The sequence below is a fragment of the Azospirillum sp. TSH20 genome, from assembly GCF_003115935.1.
GTDB lineage: Bacteria > Pseudomonadota > Alphaproteobacteria > Azospirillales > Azospirillaceae > Azospirillum.
Map to the genome: position 1 here is coordinate 1 of NZ_LGQU01000060.1, position 15,396 is coordinate 15,396.

The 15,396-nt window shown below is 69.8% G+C and carries 12 protein-coding genes and 1 pseudogene; 5 read left to right on the forward strand and 8 right to left on the reverse strand.

The features are described from left to right. Together TSH20_RS17315 and TSH20_RS17320 are read left to right on the forward strand one after the other, a co-directional pair. A pseudogene (locus tag TSH20_RS17315) lies at positions 1–494 on the forward strand (glyceraldehyde-3-phosphate dehydrogenase); the annotation flags it as partial. Positions 495–532: 38 nt separating this feature from the next. Continuing rightward, a complete protein-coding gene (locus TSH20_RS17320; RefSeq protein WP_109075879.1) occupies positions 533–778 on the forward strand; it encodes a hypothetical protein in 246 nt (81 codons plus the stop codon). Between the two features lie 27 nt (positions 779–805). On the opposite strand, the gene TSH20_RS17325 is transcribed toward TSH20_RS17320, so the two are convergent. The 3 genes from TSH20_RS17325 to TSH20_RS17335 form a co-directional block, all read right to left on the reverse strand. Next, complete coding sequence (locus TSH20_RS17325) at positions 806–1,891, reverse strand: FUSC family protein (protein ID WP_109075880.1); 1,086 nt, start codon at positions 1,889–1,891, stop codon at positions 806–808. 125 nt (positions 1,892–2,016) lie between these two features. Then, the gene (locus TSH20_RS17330; protein WP_247871608.1) at positions 2,017–3,660 is read right to left on the reverse strand and encodes a caspase family protein; all 1,644 of its coding nucleotides are present in this window, start codon (positions 3,658–3,660) and stop codon (positions 2,017–2,019) included. A 60-nt stretch (positions 3,661–3,720) separates the two neighbouring features. After that, complete coding sequence (locus tag TSH20_RS17335) at positions 3,721–4,683, reverse strand: LysR family transcriptional regulator (protein ID WP_109075882.1); 963 nt, start codon at positions 4,681–4,683, stop codon at positions 3,721–3,723. Positions 4,684–4,790: 107 nt separating this feature from the next. On the opposite strand from TSH20_RS17335, the gene TSH20_RS17340 reads away from it, so the two are divergent. Further along, positions 4,791–5,621: an SDR family NAD(P)-dependent oxidoreductase gene (locus TSH20_RS17340; protein WP_109075883.1), complete on the forward strand. Its 831-nt coding sequence runs from the start codon at positions 4,791–4,793 to the stop codon at positions 5,619–5,621. Positions 5,622–5,630: 9 nt separating this feature from the next. Here TSH20_RS17340 and TSH20_RS36160 read toward each other — a convergent pair whose 3' ends face one another. After that, complete coding sequence (locus tag TSH20_RS36160; RefSeq protein WP_282183575.1) at positions 5,631–5,756, reverse strand: hypothetical protein; 126 nt, start codon at positions 5,754–5,756, stop codon at positions 5,631–5,633. A 55-nt stretch (positions 5,757–5,811) separates the two neighbouring features. Between TSH20_RS36160 and TSH20_RS17345 the strand changes: the two genes are divergently transcribed. Both TSH20_RS17345 and TSH20_RS17350 read left to right on the forward strand, forming a co-directional pair. Next, complete coding sequence (locus TSH20_RS17345; protein ID WP_109075884.1) at positions 5,812–6,375, forward strand: histidine phosphatase family protein; 564 nt, start codon at positions 5,812–5,814, stop codon at positions 6,373–6,375. 37 nt (positions 6,376–6,412) lie between these two features. Next, positions 6,413–6,850 (forward strand): EamA family transporter, encoded by a 438-nt coding sequence (locus tag TSH20_RS17350; RefSeq protein WP_109075885.1) that lies wholly within the window; start codon positions 6,413–6,415, stop codon positions 6,848–6,850. Positions 6,851–7,001: 151 nt separating this feature from the next. Here TSH20_RS17350 and TSH20_RS17355 read toward each other — a convergent pair whose 3' ends face one another. From TSH20_RS17355 to TSH20_RS17375, 4 genes are all read right to left on the reverse strand, one after another. Further along, complete coding sequence (locus TSH20_RS17355; RefSeq protein WP_109075886.1) at positions 7,002–7,652, reverse strand: response regulator; 651 nt, start codon at positions 7,650–7,652, stop codon at positions 7,002–7,004. Continuing rightward, positions 7,652–9,163, reverse strand: a complete 1,512-nt coding sequence (locus tag TSH20_RS17360) for a response regulator (RefSeq protein ID WP_109075887.1) — start codon at positions 9,161–9,163, stop codon at positions 7,652–7,654. The genes TSH20_RS17355 and TSH20_RS17360 overlap by 1 nt, the downstream gene beginning before the upstream one ends. Beyond that, the gene (locus tag TSH20_RS17365) at positions 9,160–14,220 is read right to left on the reverse strand and encodes an AAA family ATPase (protein WP_109075888.1); all 5,061 of its coding nucleotides are present in this window, start codon (positions 14,218–14,220) and stop codon (positions 9,160–9,162) included. Before TSH20_RS17365 ends, TSH20_RS17360 begins: the two co-directional genes overlap by 4 nt. Before the next feature lie 222 nt (positions 14,221–14,442). Further along, complete coding sequence (locus TSH20_RS17375) at positions 14,443–15,396, reverse strand: AraC family transcriptional regulator (RefSeq protein ID WP_109075889.1); 954 nt, start codon at positions 15,394–15,396, stop codon at positions 14,443–14,445.

The window sequence follows — 15,396 nt, forward strand, 5'->3', positions numbered from 1 at the left end:
AGAAGGGCTTCATGACCACGATCCACTCCTACACGGGTGACCAGCGGATCGTCGACACCAACCACAAGGACCTGCACCGCGCCCGCGCCGCGGCCCTGAACATGATCCCGACCTCCACCGGCGCCGCCAAGGCCGTCGGCAAGGTGCTGCCGGAGCTGAAGGGCAAGCTGGACGGCACCGCCATGCGCGTGCCGACCCCGAACGTGTCGGTCGTCGACTTCAAGTTCACCGCCAGGCGCGCCACCTCGGTCGAGGAGATCGTCAAGGCGATCGGTGAGGCCGCCAACGGCCCGCTGAAGGGCATCCTGGCCGCCTATGACGAGGATCTGGTGTCGTCGGACTTCAACCACGACCCGCACAGCTCGACCTTCGCCAGCAGGGAGACGAAGGTTGTGGACGGCAATTTCGTTCGCGTCATGGCATGGTACGATAACGAGTGGGGCTTCTCCAACCGGATGGCCGACACCGCGGTCGCCATGGCGAACGCCAAATAAATCAACCACGCCGACCCAAGACCAAAAGGAGCCGGACGATGAGCAAGACGATCATGTGGACCGAGACCGACGCCAAGGGCTTCGAGTCAGAGTGCCTGTTCAACGAGGACAGCCGCCAGTACGAAGTGATGGTCTGCGCCTCGGGCCGCCGGCTCTGCCGGTCGGAGTCCTTCCCGGCCCAGTCCGACCCGATGCAGGGCATGAGCGACGACGACCGCCAGCAGGCCTTGAAATGCGCCGAACGGCTGGTGACCGAGATCGAGCACGATCTGGGCGACCGCTAAGCGGCCGGTTCCGGCTTTCACCACCGCCTACCCATGGGCGGCGAAGTCGGCGGTCCGTTCGACGAGGTCGTCCAGATTGCGGCGGAACTGCTCCAGCGCGAAGCCGGTGCCGAACATCCGCCACAGCCAGTCGGTCGGCATGTGGCGAGTCTGCCTTGCGGCCCGCGTGCGGTCGATTCCGCTGCGGTAGGCCGCCAGCGCATCGGCGAGTGCGGTGGAACGGTCGGGCGGCTGACCGGTGGCCAGTGCATCGGCCAGACCACGCAGAATGGCCGCTCCCGCCGCGGCGACCGGAGTCCAGTCGGGGCAGACGTCGCGGTCGGGGATGTCCTGCCGCGGCTCCCCCACCGCCCGGCGCAGCATCACCACGTCATGCCGCAGGCGCATCAGCGTGCGCAGCAGCGGATCGGGATCGGGCATGTCGGCCAGCCGGCTCCGCCGCTCCCGCGCCGCTTCCCCCACCAGGGTTTCCAACCGGGTCAGGGACTGCCGGGTGCGCACAACCAGCCGGTTCATGGTCGCCTGGGAGGCGTCGTCGGCGACGGCCAGCGCGTCGAGCTGGTCGGCCATCAGCCGCGCCACCTCAGCCGCCGTGTCCAGCACGGAGCGGGAGGCGCGGGCCGGCGCCACCAGCAGCGACACCAGGATGGCGACGACGCAGCCGAGCCCGACCTCCAGCATCCGGTCGGTGGCGAAGCTGAGCGGGCCGAGGTTCGCCCCGGCGGTGCCCAGCAGCACGATGATCGCGGTGATCGGCGCGATGCGGAAGCCGGCCGACATGGCGGCGAGATAGGACAGCGGCGCCACCGCCGCCAGAAGCGCCACGGCACGCATCAGCCCGTCGGTGTGCGGGATCAGCAGCCCGATCACCCCGCCATAGGCCACGCCGACCAGCGATCCGACGAAACGGTCCAGCGCCGCCTTCAGCGATCCGCCGACATTGCTCTGGGTGACGATCAGCGCCGTGATCACCGCCCAGAAGCCCTGCGGCAGGTCCAGCGCCTCCGCCAGCAGGAAGGTCGCCAGGGTGGAGACGGTCATCCGCAGGGCATGCACCAGCTTTGACCGGTTCCGCGCCATCCACGACGCCGGCACGCTCCGCCACCCGCTCATCCCGTCAATCCCGGTCCATCTCCGACTGATGCTCAGTGTCGGGCATTACGACGCAAATCACCAGAGACAGTGCGATGCGGCGGTCGGCCGCCGCAGTCCGCGGCGCGGCGTTCCGGCCTTTCCGCTCAGTCCTCCTCCTCGTCCTCCTGCTCGCCCGGCAGTTCGTCGAGGACGACCGTGTCGCCGACGGCGTAGAGCATGCACTCCTCCTTGCCGCCGGCCTGTTCGCATTTCTCCACCGCCGCGGTGCCGGCCTCCTCCTCGCTGTCGCGGTCCCACACCGACGCCCAGCGGCCGGTCAGCGTCAGGGCAAGAGCCTTGTGTCCGGGATTGCGCTGGTAGTTCACCATGCCGACCTTGCGCGTGTGTTCGCTGACGAAGGGCACGCGCGCCGGATCGAAGCGGCCGGAGCCCAGGATCTCCACCGGCATCGGGACGAAGCGCTTGCCCTCCATCACCACCGCGTTGCCGACCGCATAGAGGGTGCAGGGTTCCTCCGCCCGGTACTGGCAATATTGCAGGGCGCTGCGCTTCACGTCCTCCTCGGTCCGGCTGTTGGACTTGTTGGAGAAGTAGGCGTAGTTCCCCTTCGCCGAGATCGCCAGCGCCTTGGGCGACGGCAGTCCCGGATACATGGCCAGCGCGGCCCGCGACTTGCCGCTGAGATAGGGGATCGCCGACACATCCATCGGCGCGGTTGCAGGAGCCGGGACCGGGGCCGGAACCGGGGCTGGTGCCGGCACCGGCGGGGCGGCAAGCGCGGCGACCGACACCGGCGCCCGCTCCGTCGCAGCGGCTGCGCTCGCCGCACCGCCCAGTTCGGCGACCCGCGCCTCGGCGATCGGGGCGAAGGTGCCTTGCGGGAACTGCTTCAGATAGGCTTCGAACAGGCCGCGGTTGGAACTGCCCTTGATGCTGTCCCAGAACAGCGTTTCCTTGTCGGCAGCCGCGGCGGCCCCGGCGGCCGGCGCATCGGCCGGGGGCGCCGTCACCACCGTGGTCGGCCCCAGGAAATAGAACCGCCCCTCTATGGGGGAGGCCGAGACCCAAGGCTGCTGCACGCCGCCGGAGTTGCGCTTCACCGTGATGCCGACGTCGTTGAAGACGTCGAACACCGCCTCCCCCGGTTTCAGCATGGCCTTCGACAGCGCCTCGGTATAAGGGCTGTTGGCCCCGGCGCCGTCGGCCGCCACCGCGCCGGGCTGGGTCGCATAGGCGATGATCGTGCCGGCCGGCGCCTGCATCTGGGCCAGACCGGGCGACGCCGCGCGCAGGCCGCGCCCGCCGAACGGGTTGTTGCGGCAGGCGTCCAGGATGACGATGTTCAGCCGGCTTTCCGCCAGCGCCATCTCGTCCAGCACCATGGCGACGTCGATCAGCTCGTACCGGACATCGGCCTCCTTCTCCAGATTGGCGGAGACCGGCAGAAGATAGTTGGTGCCGCGGGCCTGCATGCCGTGTCCGGCATAGAAGAACAGCCCGACATCGGCGCCGCCCAGCTTCGCGCCGAAGCTGCGGATCGCCTTCTCGGTCCCTGCCCGGTCGAGGTCGAGTTGCGGCGCCCCGCCGATCAGCTCGAACCCGACCGCGCGCAGGGACTCTGCCATCGCCTTGGCATCATTCACCGGGTTGGGCAGCCTCGGCGCATGGTGATAGCTGCTGTTGCCCATCACCAGCGCCACCCGCTTGTCCGCCGCGGCCTCTCCCGATCCGGCCACCCAGACGAAAAGGGACAGGGCGAGCGCGATGGTGCGTCCCAGGGTGTTCAAGGCCGATGTCCTTCGGGTCGGAAGCGTTGCCGCCACTCTGCCCGCGCAACAGCACGGGTTTCAAGAACGGCGACGATCATCCTGCCGCGGCCGGGCATCCACATCGTCGTCCACCCTGGACTCTACCGCGCGAACCGCGTCGATGAAGGCCCGCAAGGCCGGGGCCATCTGCCGCTGGCGCGGATAGCACAGGAACCGGCCGGGAAAGGCGGCGGACCAGTCCTCCAGCAGCGGAACCAGCTCTCCCGCCGCGATATGGCCGGCAACCGCATCCTCGATACAGAAGCCGATCCCGATTCCCCGCAGGGTCGCGCGCAACGCCATGTCCTTGTCGTTGAAGATCAGCGGCCCCTCGACCGCGACCTCGAACCAGGATCCGTTTCCGAAGAACTCCCAGGCATAGGGCATCACATGGCCCGGCCAGCGCCAGCGGATGCAGCGATGGCCGACCAGATCGCGCGGATGAGCCGGCCGGCCATGAAGATCGAGATATTCGGGCGACGCCACGGCGATCTGCCGCAGGTCCGGACCGAGACGCACGGCGACCATGTCGCGGTCGATCACTTCGCCGATCCGGATGGCCGCATCGAAGCCGCCGGCCACCAGATCCACCACCGCGTCGTCCAGCGTGATGTCCAGCACGACATCCGGAAAGTCCCGGGCGAAGGCCGCCAGCATCGGCTCGATGTAGAGTTCCGCCGCCGCGCGGAAACTGTGGACGCGCACAATGCCGGACGGGCGTTCGCGATACCGGCGCACCTGCCCGATGGCGTCGCCGAGTTCGGAGACGGCCGGCTGGACGCGCCGGAACAGATTTTCACCGGCGTCGGTCAGCGCGACACTGCGCGTGGTCCGGTTGAGCAGCCGCACTCCCACCCGCTCCTCGAACCCGCGCACCAGCTGGCTGAGCGCCGATGGGGAAACGCCCAGCCGCTCCGCCGCGCGGCTGAAACTCAGCGTCTCGCCGACGGCGAGAAACGCGCGAAGCTGGTTGTAGTCGCTGCCGGAGAGCAAGGGATCCATACCGCAAGGAAACATCTTTTTAGCAAGGCTTACAAGTTTCATCAGAAATCCGGTCATTCTGTAAGCCAGTCACCGGATGTATCTCTGGCCGCGAAAGGAGACTTCCCATGACCACATGGTTCATCACCGGCATCTCGCGCGGCCTTGGGCTGGCACTCGCCAAGGCGGCCCTTGCGGAGGGCGACACCGTCATCGGCACCGTCCGCAGCGGCAGGCCGGACCTCTCCGTCGAGCACGGCACCCTGCATGTCCTGACCGCCGATCTCGCCGACGGCGATGCCGCCGAGGCCGCCGTCGGCCGGGCCTTCGCGCTCGCCGGCCGCATCGACGTGATCGTCAACAATGCGGGCTACGGCCTGCTGGGGGCGGTCGAACAGGCGAGCGACGACGAGGTCGCCCGCCTGTTCGCGGTCGACGTGTTCGCCCCCTTCCGCATCATCCGCGCCGCCCTGCCCCGCCTGCGCGCCCAGGGGACAGGGCACATCGTCAACATCACCTCCATCGCCGGACGGGCACCCGGCGCCGGTTCCGGTCTCTACGCAGCGGCCAAACACGCCCTGGAGGGATTGTCCTCCAGTCTTGCGCAGGAGGTCGGCCCGCTCGGCATCAAAGTGACGGCCGTGGCGCCCGGCGCCTTCCGCACCGATTTCCTGTCGACCCATTCGATCCGCAAGAGCGCTGCCGAAGACGCGGCCTACGCCGACAGCGTCGGGCGGATGTCGTCCGCTTTCGACGGCATGGCCGGCCGTCAGGTCGGCGACCCGGATCGCGCGGCGCAGGCCATCCTGGCCGCCGTCCGTTCCGACAGCCCACCGCTCCATCTGCTGCTTGGGTCCGACGCCCTCCACCGAGCCCGCGCCAAGCTCGACGCCGTGATCGCGGAAATCGACGCCTGGGAAAGCGTGACCCGCGGCACCGACTTCGTCGAACAGGGCTGAGGCTACAGTCTAGGCGATCAGCCGTCCCGACGCCGGCAGGCCCACCCACCGCAGGAGGGCGACCGCCGCCGTGACGGCGAAGCTGGCGGCAACAAGGACACGGGATCGGGTGTTGAGCAGGCGGTTGCGGGCCATGATGACGCTCTCCCGGCAAAAGGAGGCGCAGCACCGCTCCCCGATGGAGATGCCAATGCCCACCGTGTTTCGCCGCACCCTGCTGGCCCTGTCCGCCGCCGTCCTGCTGCCGGTCCTGACGGCGGCACCCGCTGCGGCCATGGAGACGGCCGGCCTCGTCGTGCTGATGCGCCATGCGGAGGCGCCCGGAACCGGCGATCCGCCCGATTTCAAGCTGGACGACTGCGCCACCCAGCGCAACCTCGGCGACGGCGGCCGGGCCCAGGCGGCGCGGATCGGCGAGCGGCTGCGGCAGCTCGGCATCGCTCAGGCGCGGGTCCTGTCCAGCCAATGGTGCCGCTGCCTGGAGACCGCCCGCCTGCTCGACCTCGGCCCGGTGAAGGAGATGCCGGCCCTCAACTCCTTCTTCGGCCGGCAGGAGGAGGAGAAGGACAGAACCACCCAGCTGCGCCAGTTCCTGGCCGACCTGCCGCGCGACGGCAAGCCGGTGGTGCTGGTCACCCATCAGGTCACCGTCACCGCCCTGACCGGCATCTTTCCGGCATCGGGCGAGGCGGTTCTGCTGCGGGCGAACGGCACTCCAAATCCGGAGCAGATCGACCGGGTGCGCGTGCCCTGATATCCAGGGAATTGGAAAGCTGAAGGAAACCAAGAGAATGACCGATGGCCTGCTTCCATCCTGGATGCTGTGGGCGCTGTTGTCGGCCTGCTTCGCCGCGCTGACCGCCGTCTTCGCCAAGGTCGGCGTCGAGGGCGTCGGTTCCGACATGGCAACGCTGATCCGAACCGCCGTCATCTTCGTGATGCTGATCGGCATCGTCGTGGCCTCCGGCCAATCGCTGTCGCCGTCGGCGGTGTCGGGCAGGACATGGCTGTTCCTGCTGCTGTCCGGTCTCGCCACCGGGGCATCCTGGCTGTGCTATTTCCGCGCGCTGAAGCTCGGCCCGGCGTCCCAGGTGGCCCCGGTCGACAAGCTCAGCGTCGTGCTGGTCGCCCTGTTCGGCGTGCTGTTCCTGGGCGAGAAGCTGTCGGGTCCGAACTGGCTGGGCGTGGTGCTGATCGCCGCCGGGGTGATCCTGCTGGCGTTCAAGTGAGCGCCGGACCCATAGCGGACCCGGCGGACCGGTGGTCTTCGGCCTTCAGGCGCTCTCAGGCCGCCCGCACATGGCGAAGGAACTCCTCCGCCTGATCGCGCAGGGACAGCGCCTGCCGACCGACCCCGCCAATGGTCACGTGACGCCGACCTTACTGACCTCGCCCTTCGACCGTCGTCGTCAGCCCGTCGACCATCCGCACCAGTTCGACGACGGAGCGGGCCTCCATCTTGCGCATGGCCTGCCCGCGGTGCAGCTTCACCGTCGCCTCGCTGAGGCCGAGGTCGTCGGCGATCTGCTTGTTGCGCAGGCCGGACACCACCATCAGCGTGATCTCGCGTTCGCGCGGGGTCAGCGTCTCGAAGCGGGCGCGCTGGGTGGTCAGCCCGCGCTCCTGGCAGCGGCGCTCGCCATGGGCGGCGATGGCGGCGTGGATGGCGTCCAGCAATTCCTGGTGATGGACGGGCTTGGTCAGGAACTCGAAGGCCCCCGCCTTCATCGCACGCACCGACATCGGCACGTCGGCGTGCCCGCTGATGAAGATCACCGGCAGGCTGTTGCCGGACCGCGCAAGCTCCGCCTGGAAATCCAGGCCGCTGCGCCCCGGCAGCCGCACGTCGAGGACCATGCAGCCGACGTCGATGGCCGGGCGCTGGTCGACATACTGCTGCACCGAGCCATAGCTCTTCACCTGCAGCCCGACGGACTCGAGCAGCCCCTCCAGCGCTTCGCGGACGGCTTCGTCATCGTCGATGATGACGACGGTCTCGACCACCGCCACGGCTTCCGCCTTCCTCCCCATCACTTGCCTCCGGGCGATACGGGCAGCACGAATTCGAACACGCTTCCGCCGGACGCGCCGGGCGTCGCGGTCAGCCGTCCGCCATGCAGCTCGACGATCGACCGGCTGATCGACAGGCCCATGCCCAGCCCGTCGGGCTTGGTGGTGTATAGCGCGCGGAAGATGGCGTCGACATCGGTTTCGCCAAGCCCCGGCCCGCTGTCCTCGACCCGGACGCGGAACCAGCCGTCGGCACTGCCGGTGACGATGCGCAGGCGCCGTTCCGGCAAATCCTCCGCCGACATCGCCTCGATGGCGTTCATCACCAGATTGAGCACCAGCTGCTGCAGCTGCACCCGGTCGCCATGGACCCAGGGCGGTTCGGCCTGCAGGTCGGTTTCCACGATGACGCGGGCGCGGCGCAGCTCCGCCCGCACCAGCTCCAGCGTGTCGGCGACCAGCGCGCTGATGTCGACCCAGCCGGGATCGGCCGGGGTGCGGCGGGCCAGCGCGCGGATGCTGCGGACGACGTCGCCGGCCCGCTGGGCGTCGCGCACGATCCGCTCCACCATCACGCGCGTCTTGTCGAGGTCGGGCTGTGGCTGCGACAGATGCTGCAGACAGGTGCCGGCATTGGTGACGATGGCCATCAGCGGCTGGTTCACCTCATGCGCGACCGCCGCGGCCAGTTCGCCCATCATGGTCAGCCGGCCGATATGGGCAAGGTCGGCCTGGGCCGTCCGCAGGGCCTCGGCGATCCGCCGGCGCTGGGTCAGGTCGCGGAACACCAGGATCGAGCCGACCAGCTCGCCGCGGTCATCGATGATGGCGGAGCATCGCTCCTCCACCACCAGTCCGGCCGGATCCCCCCCGTCGCGAGGCAACAGCCGGGACTGGCGTTCCGGCGGGGCGAAATCGCCGCTGCGCAGGACGACGGCGGAGAAATCCTCCAGCGGCTCCAGCGTTTCCTCGTCCACCGCGACGAAGACGGCGGACAGCGGCTGCCCGGTGGCCTCCGCGGCGGTCCAGCCGGTCATCGTCTCCGCCGCCCGGTTCATGAAATCGACCCGGCCGTCGCGGTTGCTCAGGATGACGCCGTCGCGGATGCTGGCCAGCGTGGCGGCATAGCGCCGTTCGCTGAGCCGCAGCCGGGTATCGCTGGCATGCTTGTACAGCGCCATCTGGATGACGGTGCGCATCTGCGGCTCTTCGAAGGGCTTCAGCAGATAGCCGAACGGCTCCGTCAGGCTGGCGCGATGCACCACCTCGTCATTGGCGTAGGCGGTCAGGAAGACGATGGGGATGCGGTGGGCATCGCGGATCCGGCGCGCCGCCTCGATGCCGTCCATCTCCCCTTCCAGCCGGATGTCCATCAGGACGAGGTCGGGCTGCTGGCTGCACGCCTGCCGGACGGCATCCTCGCCGCTGGCCGACATGCCGACCACCACATGGCCCATGCGGGACAGTTGATGCTGAATATCGCGCGCAACGATGCGGTCGTCTTCGACGATCAGGATGCGTGCCGCGATCATTCACTTCCCCGATTGCGCCCCTTCAAAGGAAAGGTGACGATGAATTCGGCGCCTGTGTTGAAGCTGTATTTCAGAGTTCCGTGCAACTGACTGCTCAAATCCGAAACAAGCTGGAAACCTACGGAGTCCATCCTATCGGGATCGCAACCTTCGGGCAAGCCCACGCCATCGTCCCGAACGGATAGCCGGCAATCCCGGCCGTCCGTCGTCAGCACCACGCGCAGCACCCCGCCCTGCCCGCCCGGATAGGCATGCTTCAGCGCGTTGGAGACCAGTTCGTTGACGATCAGCCCGCAGGGCACCGCGCGGTCGAGGTCCAGCTTCAGGTCGTCCAGCTCGGTTTCCAGCCGCACCGCCCCGGCTTGGCGGGAATAGGCGCGCAGCAGATGGGCGCAGACCGAGTCCAGATGCTCGCGCATCGGCACGCGGGCGAAGTTGCCGAGGCGATAGAGGCTTTCATGGACCAACGCCATCGACCGCACGCGGTCGCGGCTGTCGGCGAACAGGGCGGCCACCGCCTTGTCCTCGATCCGGCGCGCCTGGAGGTTCAGCAGGCTGGTGACGAGCTGCAGGTTGTTCTTCACCCGGTGGTGGATTTCCTTCAACAGTGCGTCCTTCTCCTCCAGCGTCGCCGTCTCCAGCGACGCCGCCGCCTGGGCGCCCAGCAGGGTCAGCACATTGACCCGCTGCGGGGTGAAGGCGTAGGTCGCCAGCGCGTTCTCCAGATGCAGCAGCCCGACGACCCGGCGGCGGCGGACCAGCGGCAGGCACAGGATGGAGCGCGCCTCCGTCTCGTGGAAATAGGGGTCGGCGGACAGCGGGCCGGCGGCGCGCGTGTCGTCGACGATCACCGCCTCCTGGTCGCGGATGGCGCCGTGGATGATGGCATGGGGCAGCGGGAAGCGGTCGGCATCCTCCTGCACCAGCCGGACCGACACGCCGTAAAGCCCGGTGGTCGCCTCCGCCTCCACCCGCAGGCGTTCGCCGCGGGCGAGGATCAGCAGGCCGCGGCTGGCCCCGGCATGTTCCAGCACCAGGGTCAGCAGGGTGGTGGTCAGTTGCTCCACCCCCGACTGGTCGGAGACGGCGCGCAGCGTCTCCAGCAGGGAGGCCAGATCGACGCCGTCGAAGCCGCGCGGCGCCTCCTGCACCGCGGCCTCGGCCGGCTCCAGGGCGAGCGACGGATAGCGCTGGGCGAGCTGCCGGACCTTGGCCGTCGCCCCCCAGTGGCCATAGCGGTCCGCCGCCTCGCGGATGCAGGCCAGCTCCAGCGTCGGCAGGCCCATGCGACGGTAAAGGCCGGCGGCGCATTCCTGGGCCAGCGCCTCCACATGCGGCAGCGCGGTGCGGCGGGCGGCCTGGACCGCGCGGTCATAGCCGCGCATGGCGTCTTCGGTCCGCCCCTGGCTGCGGGCCGCCTCCGCCTCCACCAAGGCGAAGCGCGCGTCGAAGCTGTCGCGGCTGTGGCCGGCCCATTCGCGCAGCTGGCCAAGGTGGCGGGACAATGCGACGTTGTGACGGGCGCGCTCTTCGGGCTCCGCGCCATCCATCGCGCCAGCCCTGGCGAGCGCGGCGTGGAAATGGAACTCCGCCATTTCCCAATGGCCCGACGTGGTCCACAGCAGCCCTTCGGCCCGCTCGGCCGCTTCGACCGCAGCCGCCATCTCGCCGGCGATGCAGCGGAGCTGAAGCGTGCGAATCCAGTGCCAGCAGGTGGCGATGTCCAGGCTGGGGTTGGCCAGCAGCCGCGCCTCGAACGCGGCATTGTCGAAGCCCTTGCCGTCGAAGGACCCCAGTGCATCGGTCCGCCCGCGCAGGGCGCGCACGAGTTGCAGCTGCGTGGTCAGGATGTCGGCGCACAGCCCGAACTTCACCTGCCGCACATAGGCGAGCCGCGCCTCCGCCGTGCGCTGCACCGTCGCCAGGGGATCGCCGGACGCCAGCATGCTGGTGACCAGCGTCACGCTGGTGAATCCGCCATAGGTGACGTCGCCGGCCTCCCGCGCCTCCTCGAACGCGCGCAGAAGCAGGGGGCGCTCGCTGCGGATGTCGCGGGTCCAGGGCACGACATGATAGGCGAAGGTCATCAGCACGCGCGCCCGGTAGCGGGTCCGCCCCTGCCGCTCCGCCAGATCGTAGCCGAGCCGGCCGAACTCGTATCCGGCGGCGTAATCGCCGAAGTAAGGCCCGGCCATCATGCCGAGATAGGCGAATCCCAGCGCGGAGGCGTCGCTGCGCCCATGCCGCAGCGTCAGGTTCGCCATCCGGCACAGGATCAGGCAGACCAGATTGCGGTCGCTGAAGAAGGCGGGCGGCAGTGCCGCGGCCAGCACGTCCATGGTCGCCCGGCTGTCGGGGTCGCTCACCGCCGACAGCGCCGCCAGCGAGGCGACGGGCCGGTCGCCGATGGCCGCGCGCAGGTCCGCATATTCCTCCTGCGCCAGCGCGGCCGGCGGATGGGCCGGCCAGTCGATCCCGGCGCCGTGCAGATAGGCCAGACAGGCGTCGATGGCGCGGTCGCTGCGGTCGATGGCGGTGTAGACGGTGACCAGCAGCGCGGTGATGGCGGCGCGGTCGGCCGGACATTCGGCCCGCCCGGCCAGCCCCTGAAGCCGCAGCTCCGCCCGCCGCAGATCACCGCTGAGGAATTCGCATTCGGCCTGGAGATGCTCCAGCGCGAAGGCCAGCCGGTGCCGCCGCTCCCACTGGCCACCCTCCAGCAGGCGCAACCCCGCCAGGGCATAGGCGAGGGCGGAACCGTGGGCGCTGGCGGCCTTGGCCTGATGCCCGGCGGCGAGGTGGAGGGTCGCCACCTCCTCCCGCTCGCGCCCCTCCTGGATCAGCGACAGGCAGCGGTCATACTGGCCGACCAGCGCGAACAGCCGCTCCCCCGACAGATCGGCCGCGAATCCGCGGTGCAGGGCGCGGGCGATGTCGAGATGCAGCCTGCCGCGCCCCTCCGCCGGCACCAGGGCATAGGCCCCCTCCTGCACCCGGTCGTGGAGGAAACGGTACCCCCCGTCGATGCGCAGGATCAGCCCTTCGGCCAGCACCGGTTCCAGGTTCCGCTCGGCCTCCGCCTCGGTCAGGCCGGCGGCCAGCGCCAGGGTGGCCAGCGGCGCGCTGGCGCCGAGCGCGGCGAGCCGGGCCAGCAGGTCGCGCGCCCCGGCGGGAAAGGCGCCCAGCCGCTCGGTCATCAGCGTGGCGATGCCGGCGCCCGACCGCGCCGTTTCCACCGCCGCCATATCCCAGTCCCAGCGCCTGGCCTCGCGGTCGAACCACAGCCGGCCGGACCGCTCCAGCGCGGTCAGAAGCTGCACGGCGAAGAAGGCGTTGCCGCCGGTCCGCTCCTCCAGCAGGGCGGCCAGCGCCGCCACCTCCTCGGGCTTGCGGCCCAGGCTGTCGGCGACCATCCGGCGCAGATCGCCGGACGACAGCGGCCCCAGCGCGATCTCGCGGCAAACGATTTCCGCACCCGCAGGCCCAGAAGCCGAGCCCCTGATCCGGTCCAGCAGGGCGGCCAGCGGGTGGTCGGCCCCCACCTCGTCGCTGCGATAGGCGCCGACCAGCAGCAGATGGCCGATGCCGCCGTCGGCGACCAGCCGGTCCAGCAGGTCCAGCGTCGCGCGGTCCAGCCATTGCAGATCGTCGAGGAACAGGACCAGCGGGTGGTCGGGACGGGCGAACAGCTGCAGCACCCGGCGGAACAGCAGGTCGAAGCGGTTCTGCGCCTCCTGCGGCGGCAGCGGCGGCACCGCCGGCTGTTCACCGATCAGCAGGGCGAGGTTGGGGATCAGGGCGGTCATCAGCGCGCCGCCGTCGCCCACCGCCTCCGCCAGCCCGCGGCACCACTGGTCGCGGTGGGGGACCGGCAGGGCCAGGATGCGGGTGACCAGCCCGCGAAAGGCCTCGGCAAGGCTGGCATAGGGCAGGTCGCGCCGGCCCTGGTCGAACTTGCCGGCGGCGAACAAGCCGCGCGGCGGCACCAGCTGTTCCTCCAGCGCATGGACGACCGCCGACTTGCCGACACCGGAGCGGCCGGAGATCAGGACGATGCCCATCCGGCCACGGCCGGCGACGCGGTCGAAGGCGGCCTGAAGCACAGCGACCGGCTCCTCCCGCCCATAGAGCGACGGCGGCGGCTCCAACCCCTCCGGCAGGTCGCGCCGGCCGGCCGGAAAGGCGGGGATGACGCCTTGCGCGTCCCACAGCTGAAGGGCATGGGCGAGGTCGCGGACAAGGCCGTCAGCGGTCTGGTAACGATCCTCCGCCACCTTGGCGAGAAGCCGCAGCAGGATGTCGGCGATGGCCGGCGGCAGGTCGGGGGCGTGGCTGGCCGGCGGGATCGGCGCGCGGGCGAGATGGCTGTGCACCCACTCGATCGGATCGCGGGCGGCGAAGGGCAGTTCGCCGGTGAACAGCTCGTACAGCGTGACGCCCAGGGCATAGAGGTCGCTGCGGCGGTCGACCGGGCGGTTCATCCGCCCCGACTGTTCCGGCGCCATGTAGGGCAGCAGCGCCGCCGGCCGCTCGACCTCCTGCCGCTGCGGGTCCGACAGGTCGGCGGCGCGGCCGAAACCGGTCAGGCGCACCGCTCCGTCCTCCGCCACCAGCAGGTTGAAGGGCCGCAGATCGCCATGCAGAAGCCCGCGGCGATGCAACTGCGCCACCGCCCCGGCGATGCGGATCGCCAGGGTCAGCCTCTGGCGGAAAGCCCCGATGAAAAATGACGGGCCGGAAAAGGACGGCGTGGAGACCGCCAGCACCGACAGCGGCTGCCCGCCCGGATCGGCAAGCGTCAGCACCGGCACGGCGCCATGGCGCAGCAGATCGAGCGGCTTGACCGCCCAAGCCGGGTCGAGCCGGCGGGACAGCTCATGCTCCCGCCGGAACCGGGCGAGCACCGCATCGGCCGGCGCGGCCGCATCGGCCATCCGCGCGAGGATGGGAAAGGGCTGCCCCGGCCGCGTCACCCGCAGCAGCCGCGTCTCCCCGTCGCCGCCCAGCGCATGGGTGCCGGATCCCGCCTCCGTCAGATGGTCTAGACTGGACTCCATGAAACGGCCTTTCCCCAGCGCAGCATCGGTAAGCTCCCCCTCTCCCCCCCGGGGAGAGGGTCGGGGTGAGGGGGGTACGCGGCGAGGATTCTCGGGATAGCCACGCAGTGCATCCCCCTCACCCTAACCCTCTCCCCGCTTTCGGCGGACCGGAGGTCCGCCTGCCGCGTCAGCGCAAACGAAGTTTGCGCGAGAGCGGGGGGGAGAGGGAATCATTTCGCCTCAAAAGGAAAGTTCGGCAGGCGCGCAGGGCGGTCGGCCCACCGGCATCGGCGTGTCTGCTCCAACGTTGCGTCGCCGCCAGCTGCGCGGCGAAATGCCGACCAGCCGGCTGAAGGTGCGGGTGAAGTGGCTCTGATCGGCGAAGCCGCAGGCCAGCGCCACGTCGGCCAGCGTCTGCGACCCGTCCCGCATCAGCGTCTTGGCATGGTCGATCCGCTGGTGCAGCAACCACTGGTAGGGCGTGGTGTTGGCGGTGCGGCGGAAGGCGCGGACGAAATGCCCAACCGACAGCCGGCATTCGGCGGCGAGGTCGGCCAGCCGGATGTCGCCGTCGAGATTGGCGGCGATCATCTCCTTCACACGCCTTTCCTGCCAGGGTGCCAGAGTCCCGCCGGGCTTGGGCGCGCTCACCCGGCCATAGGCGGTGACGATGTGGGTCGCCAGCGCCGAGCAGACATGGTCCAGATACAAGAGGCTGATCCGCTCCGGAAACTCCAGCGTCGGCAGGATGGCCGATGCCAGCGCCCGCACCGTCGGATCGTTCATCGGGGTGCTGGGCGGGATCGAGAGGTCGGCCAGACGCCCGCCGCGGGACTCGGAACAGGCGCCTTCCAGCACCGCGCGGGGCAGATGGAAGGTCAGCGTGTCGAAGGCCGTGCGCATGTGGCAGTCGATCTTGCGGCGGTAGTCGTGGATCGAGGTCAGCCCGGTGATGTCGGCCGGTTTCTCCACCAGCCGTCCGTCGACCCAGACGTCGGACTGGAAGTTGGAGAGATGATGGCTGACCAGGAACGCATCTTCCGATGCCGGACTGAAATAGCCGACGCCGCCGGACGCGCAGCGGATGCGCGAAACCCCGACCATGCCGCCGCCCGATCCGACGACCAGCACCTCCGGCTCGTCCGGCGTCGGAACATAGTGCAGATGCAGATTGGTCTGATGGGCCGAGGCCAT

What these genes read in the sequence shown, in the direction of transcription:
- TSH20_RS17355 (WP_109075886.1), bottom strand. Translation starts at nt 7,652, where the DNA reads ATGGGGAGGAAGGCGGAAGCCGTGGCGGTGGTCGAGACCGTCGTCATC.
- TSH20_RS17320 (WP_109075879.1), top strand. Translation starts at nt 533, where the DNA reads ATGAGCAAGACGATCATGTGGACCGAGACCGACGCCAAGGGCTTCGAG.
- TSH20_RS17365 (WP_109075888.1), bottom strand. Translation starts at nt 14,220, where the DNA reads ATGGAGTCCAGTCTAGACCATCTGACGGAGGCGGGATCCGGCACCCAT.
- TSH20_RS17350 (WP_109075885.1), top strand. Translation starts at nt 6,413, where the DNA reads ATGACCGATGGCCTGCTTCCATCCTGGATGCTGTGGGCGCTGTTGTCG.
- TSH20_RS17375 (WP_109075889.1), bottom strand. Translation starts at nt 15,396, where the DNA reads ATGGCCTCGGCCCATCAGACCAATCTGCATCTGCACTATGTTCCGACG.
- TSH20_RS17335 (WP_109075882.1), bottom strand. Translation starts at nt 4,683, where the DNA reads ATGGATCCCTTGCTCTCCGGCAGCGACTACAACCAGCTTCGCGCGTTT.
- TSH20_RS17325 (WP_109075880.1), bottom strand. Translation starts at nt 1,891, where the DNA reads ATGAGCGGGTGGCGGAGCGTGCCGGCGTCGTGGATGGCGCGGAACCGG.
- TSH20_RS17345 (WP_109075884.1), top strand. Translation starts at nt 5,812, where the DNA reads ATGCCCACCGTGTTTCGCCGCACCCTGCTGGCCCTGTCCGCCGCCGTC.
- TSH20_RS36160 (WP_282183575.1), bottom strand. Translation starts at nt 5,756, where the DNA reads ATGGCCCGCAACCGCCTGCTCAACACCCGATCCCGTGTCCTTGTTGCC.
- TSH20_RS17360 (WP_109075887.1), bottom strand. Translation starts at nt 9,163, where the DNA reads ATGATCGCGGCACGCATCCTGATCGTCGAAGACGACCGCATCGTTGCG.
- TSH20_RS17340 (WP_109075883.1), top strand. Translation starts at nt 4,791, where the DNA reads ATGACCACATGGTTCATCACCGGCATCTCGCGCGGCCTTGGGCTGGCA.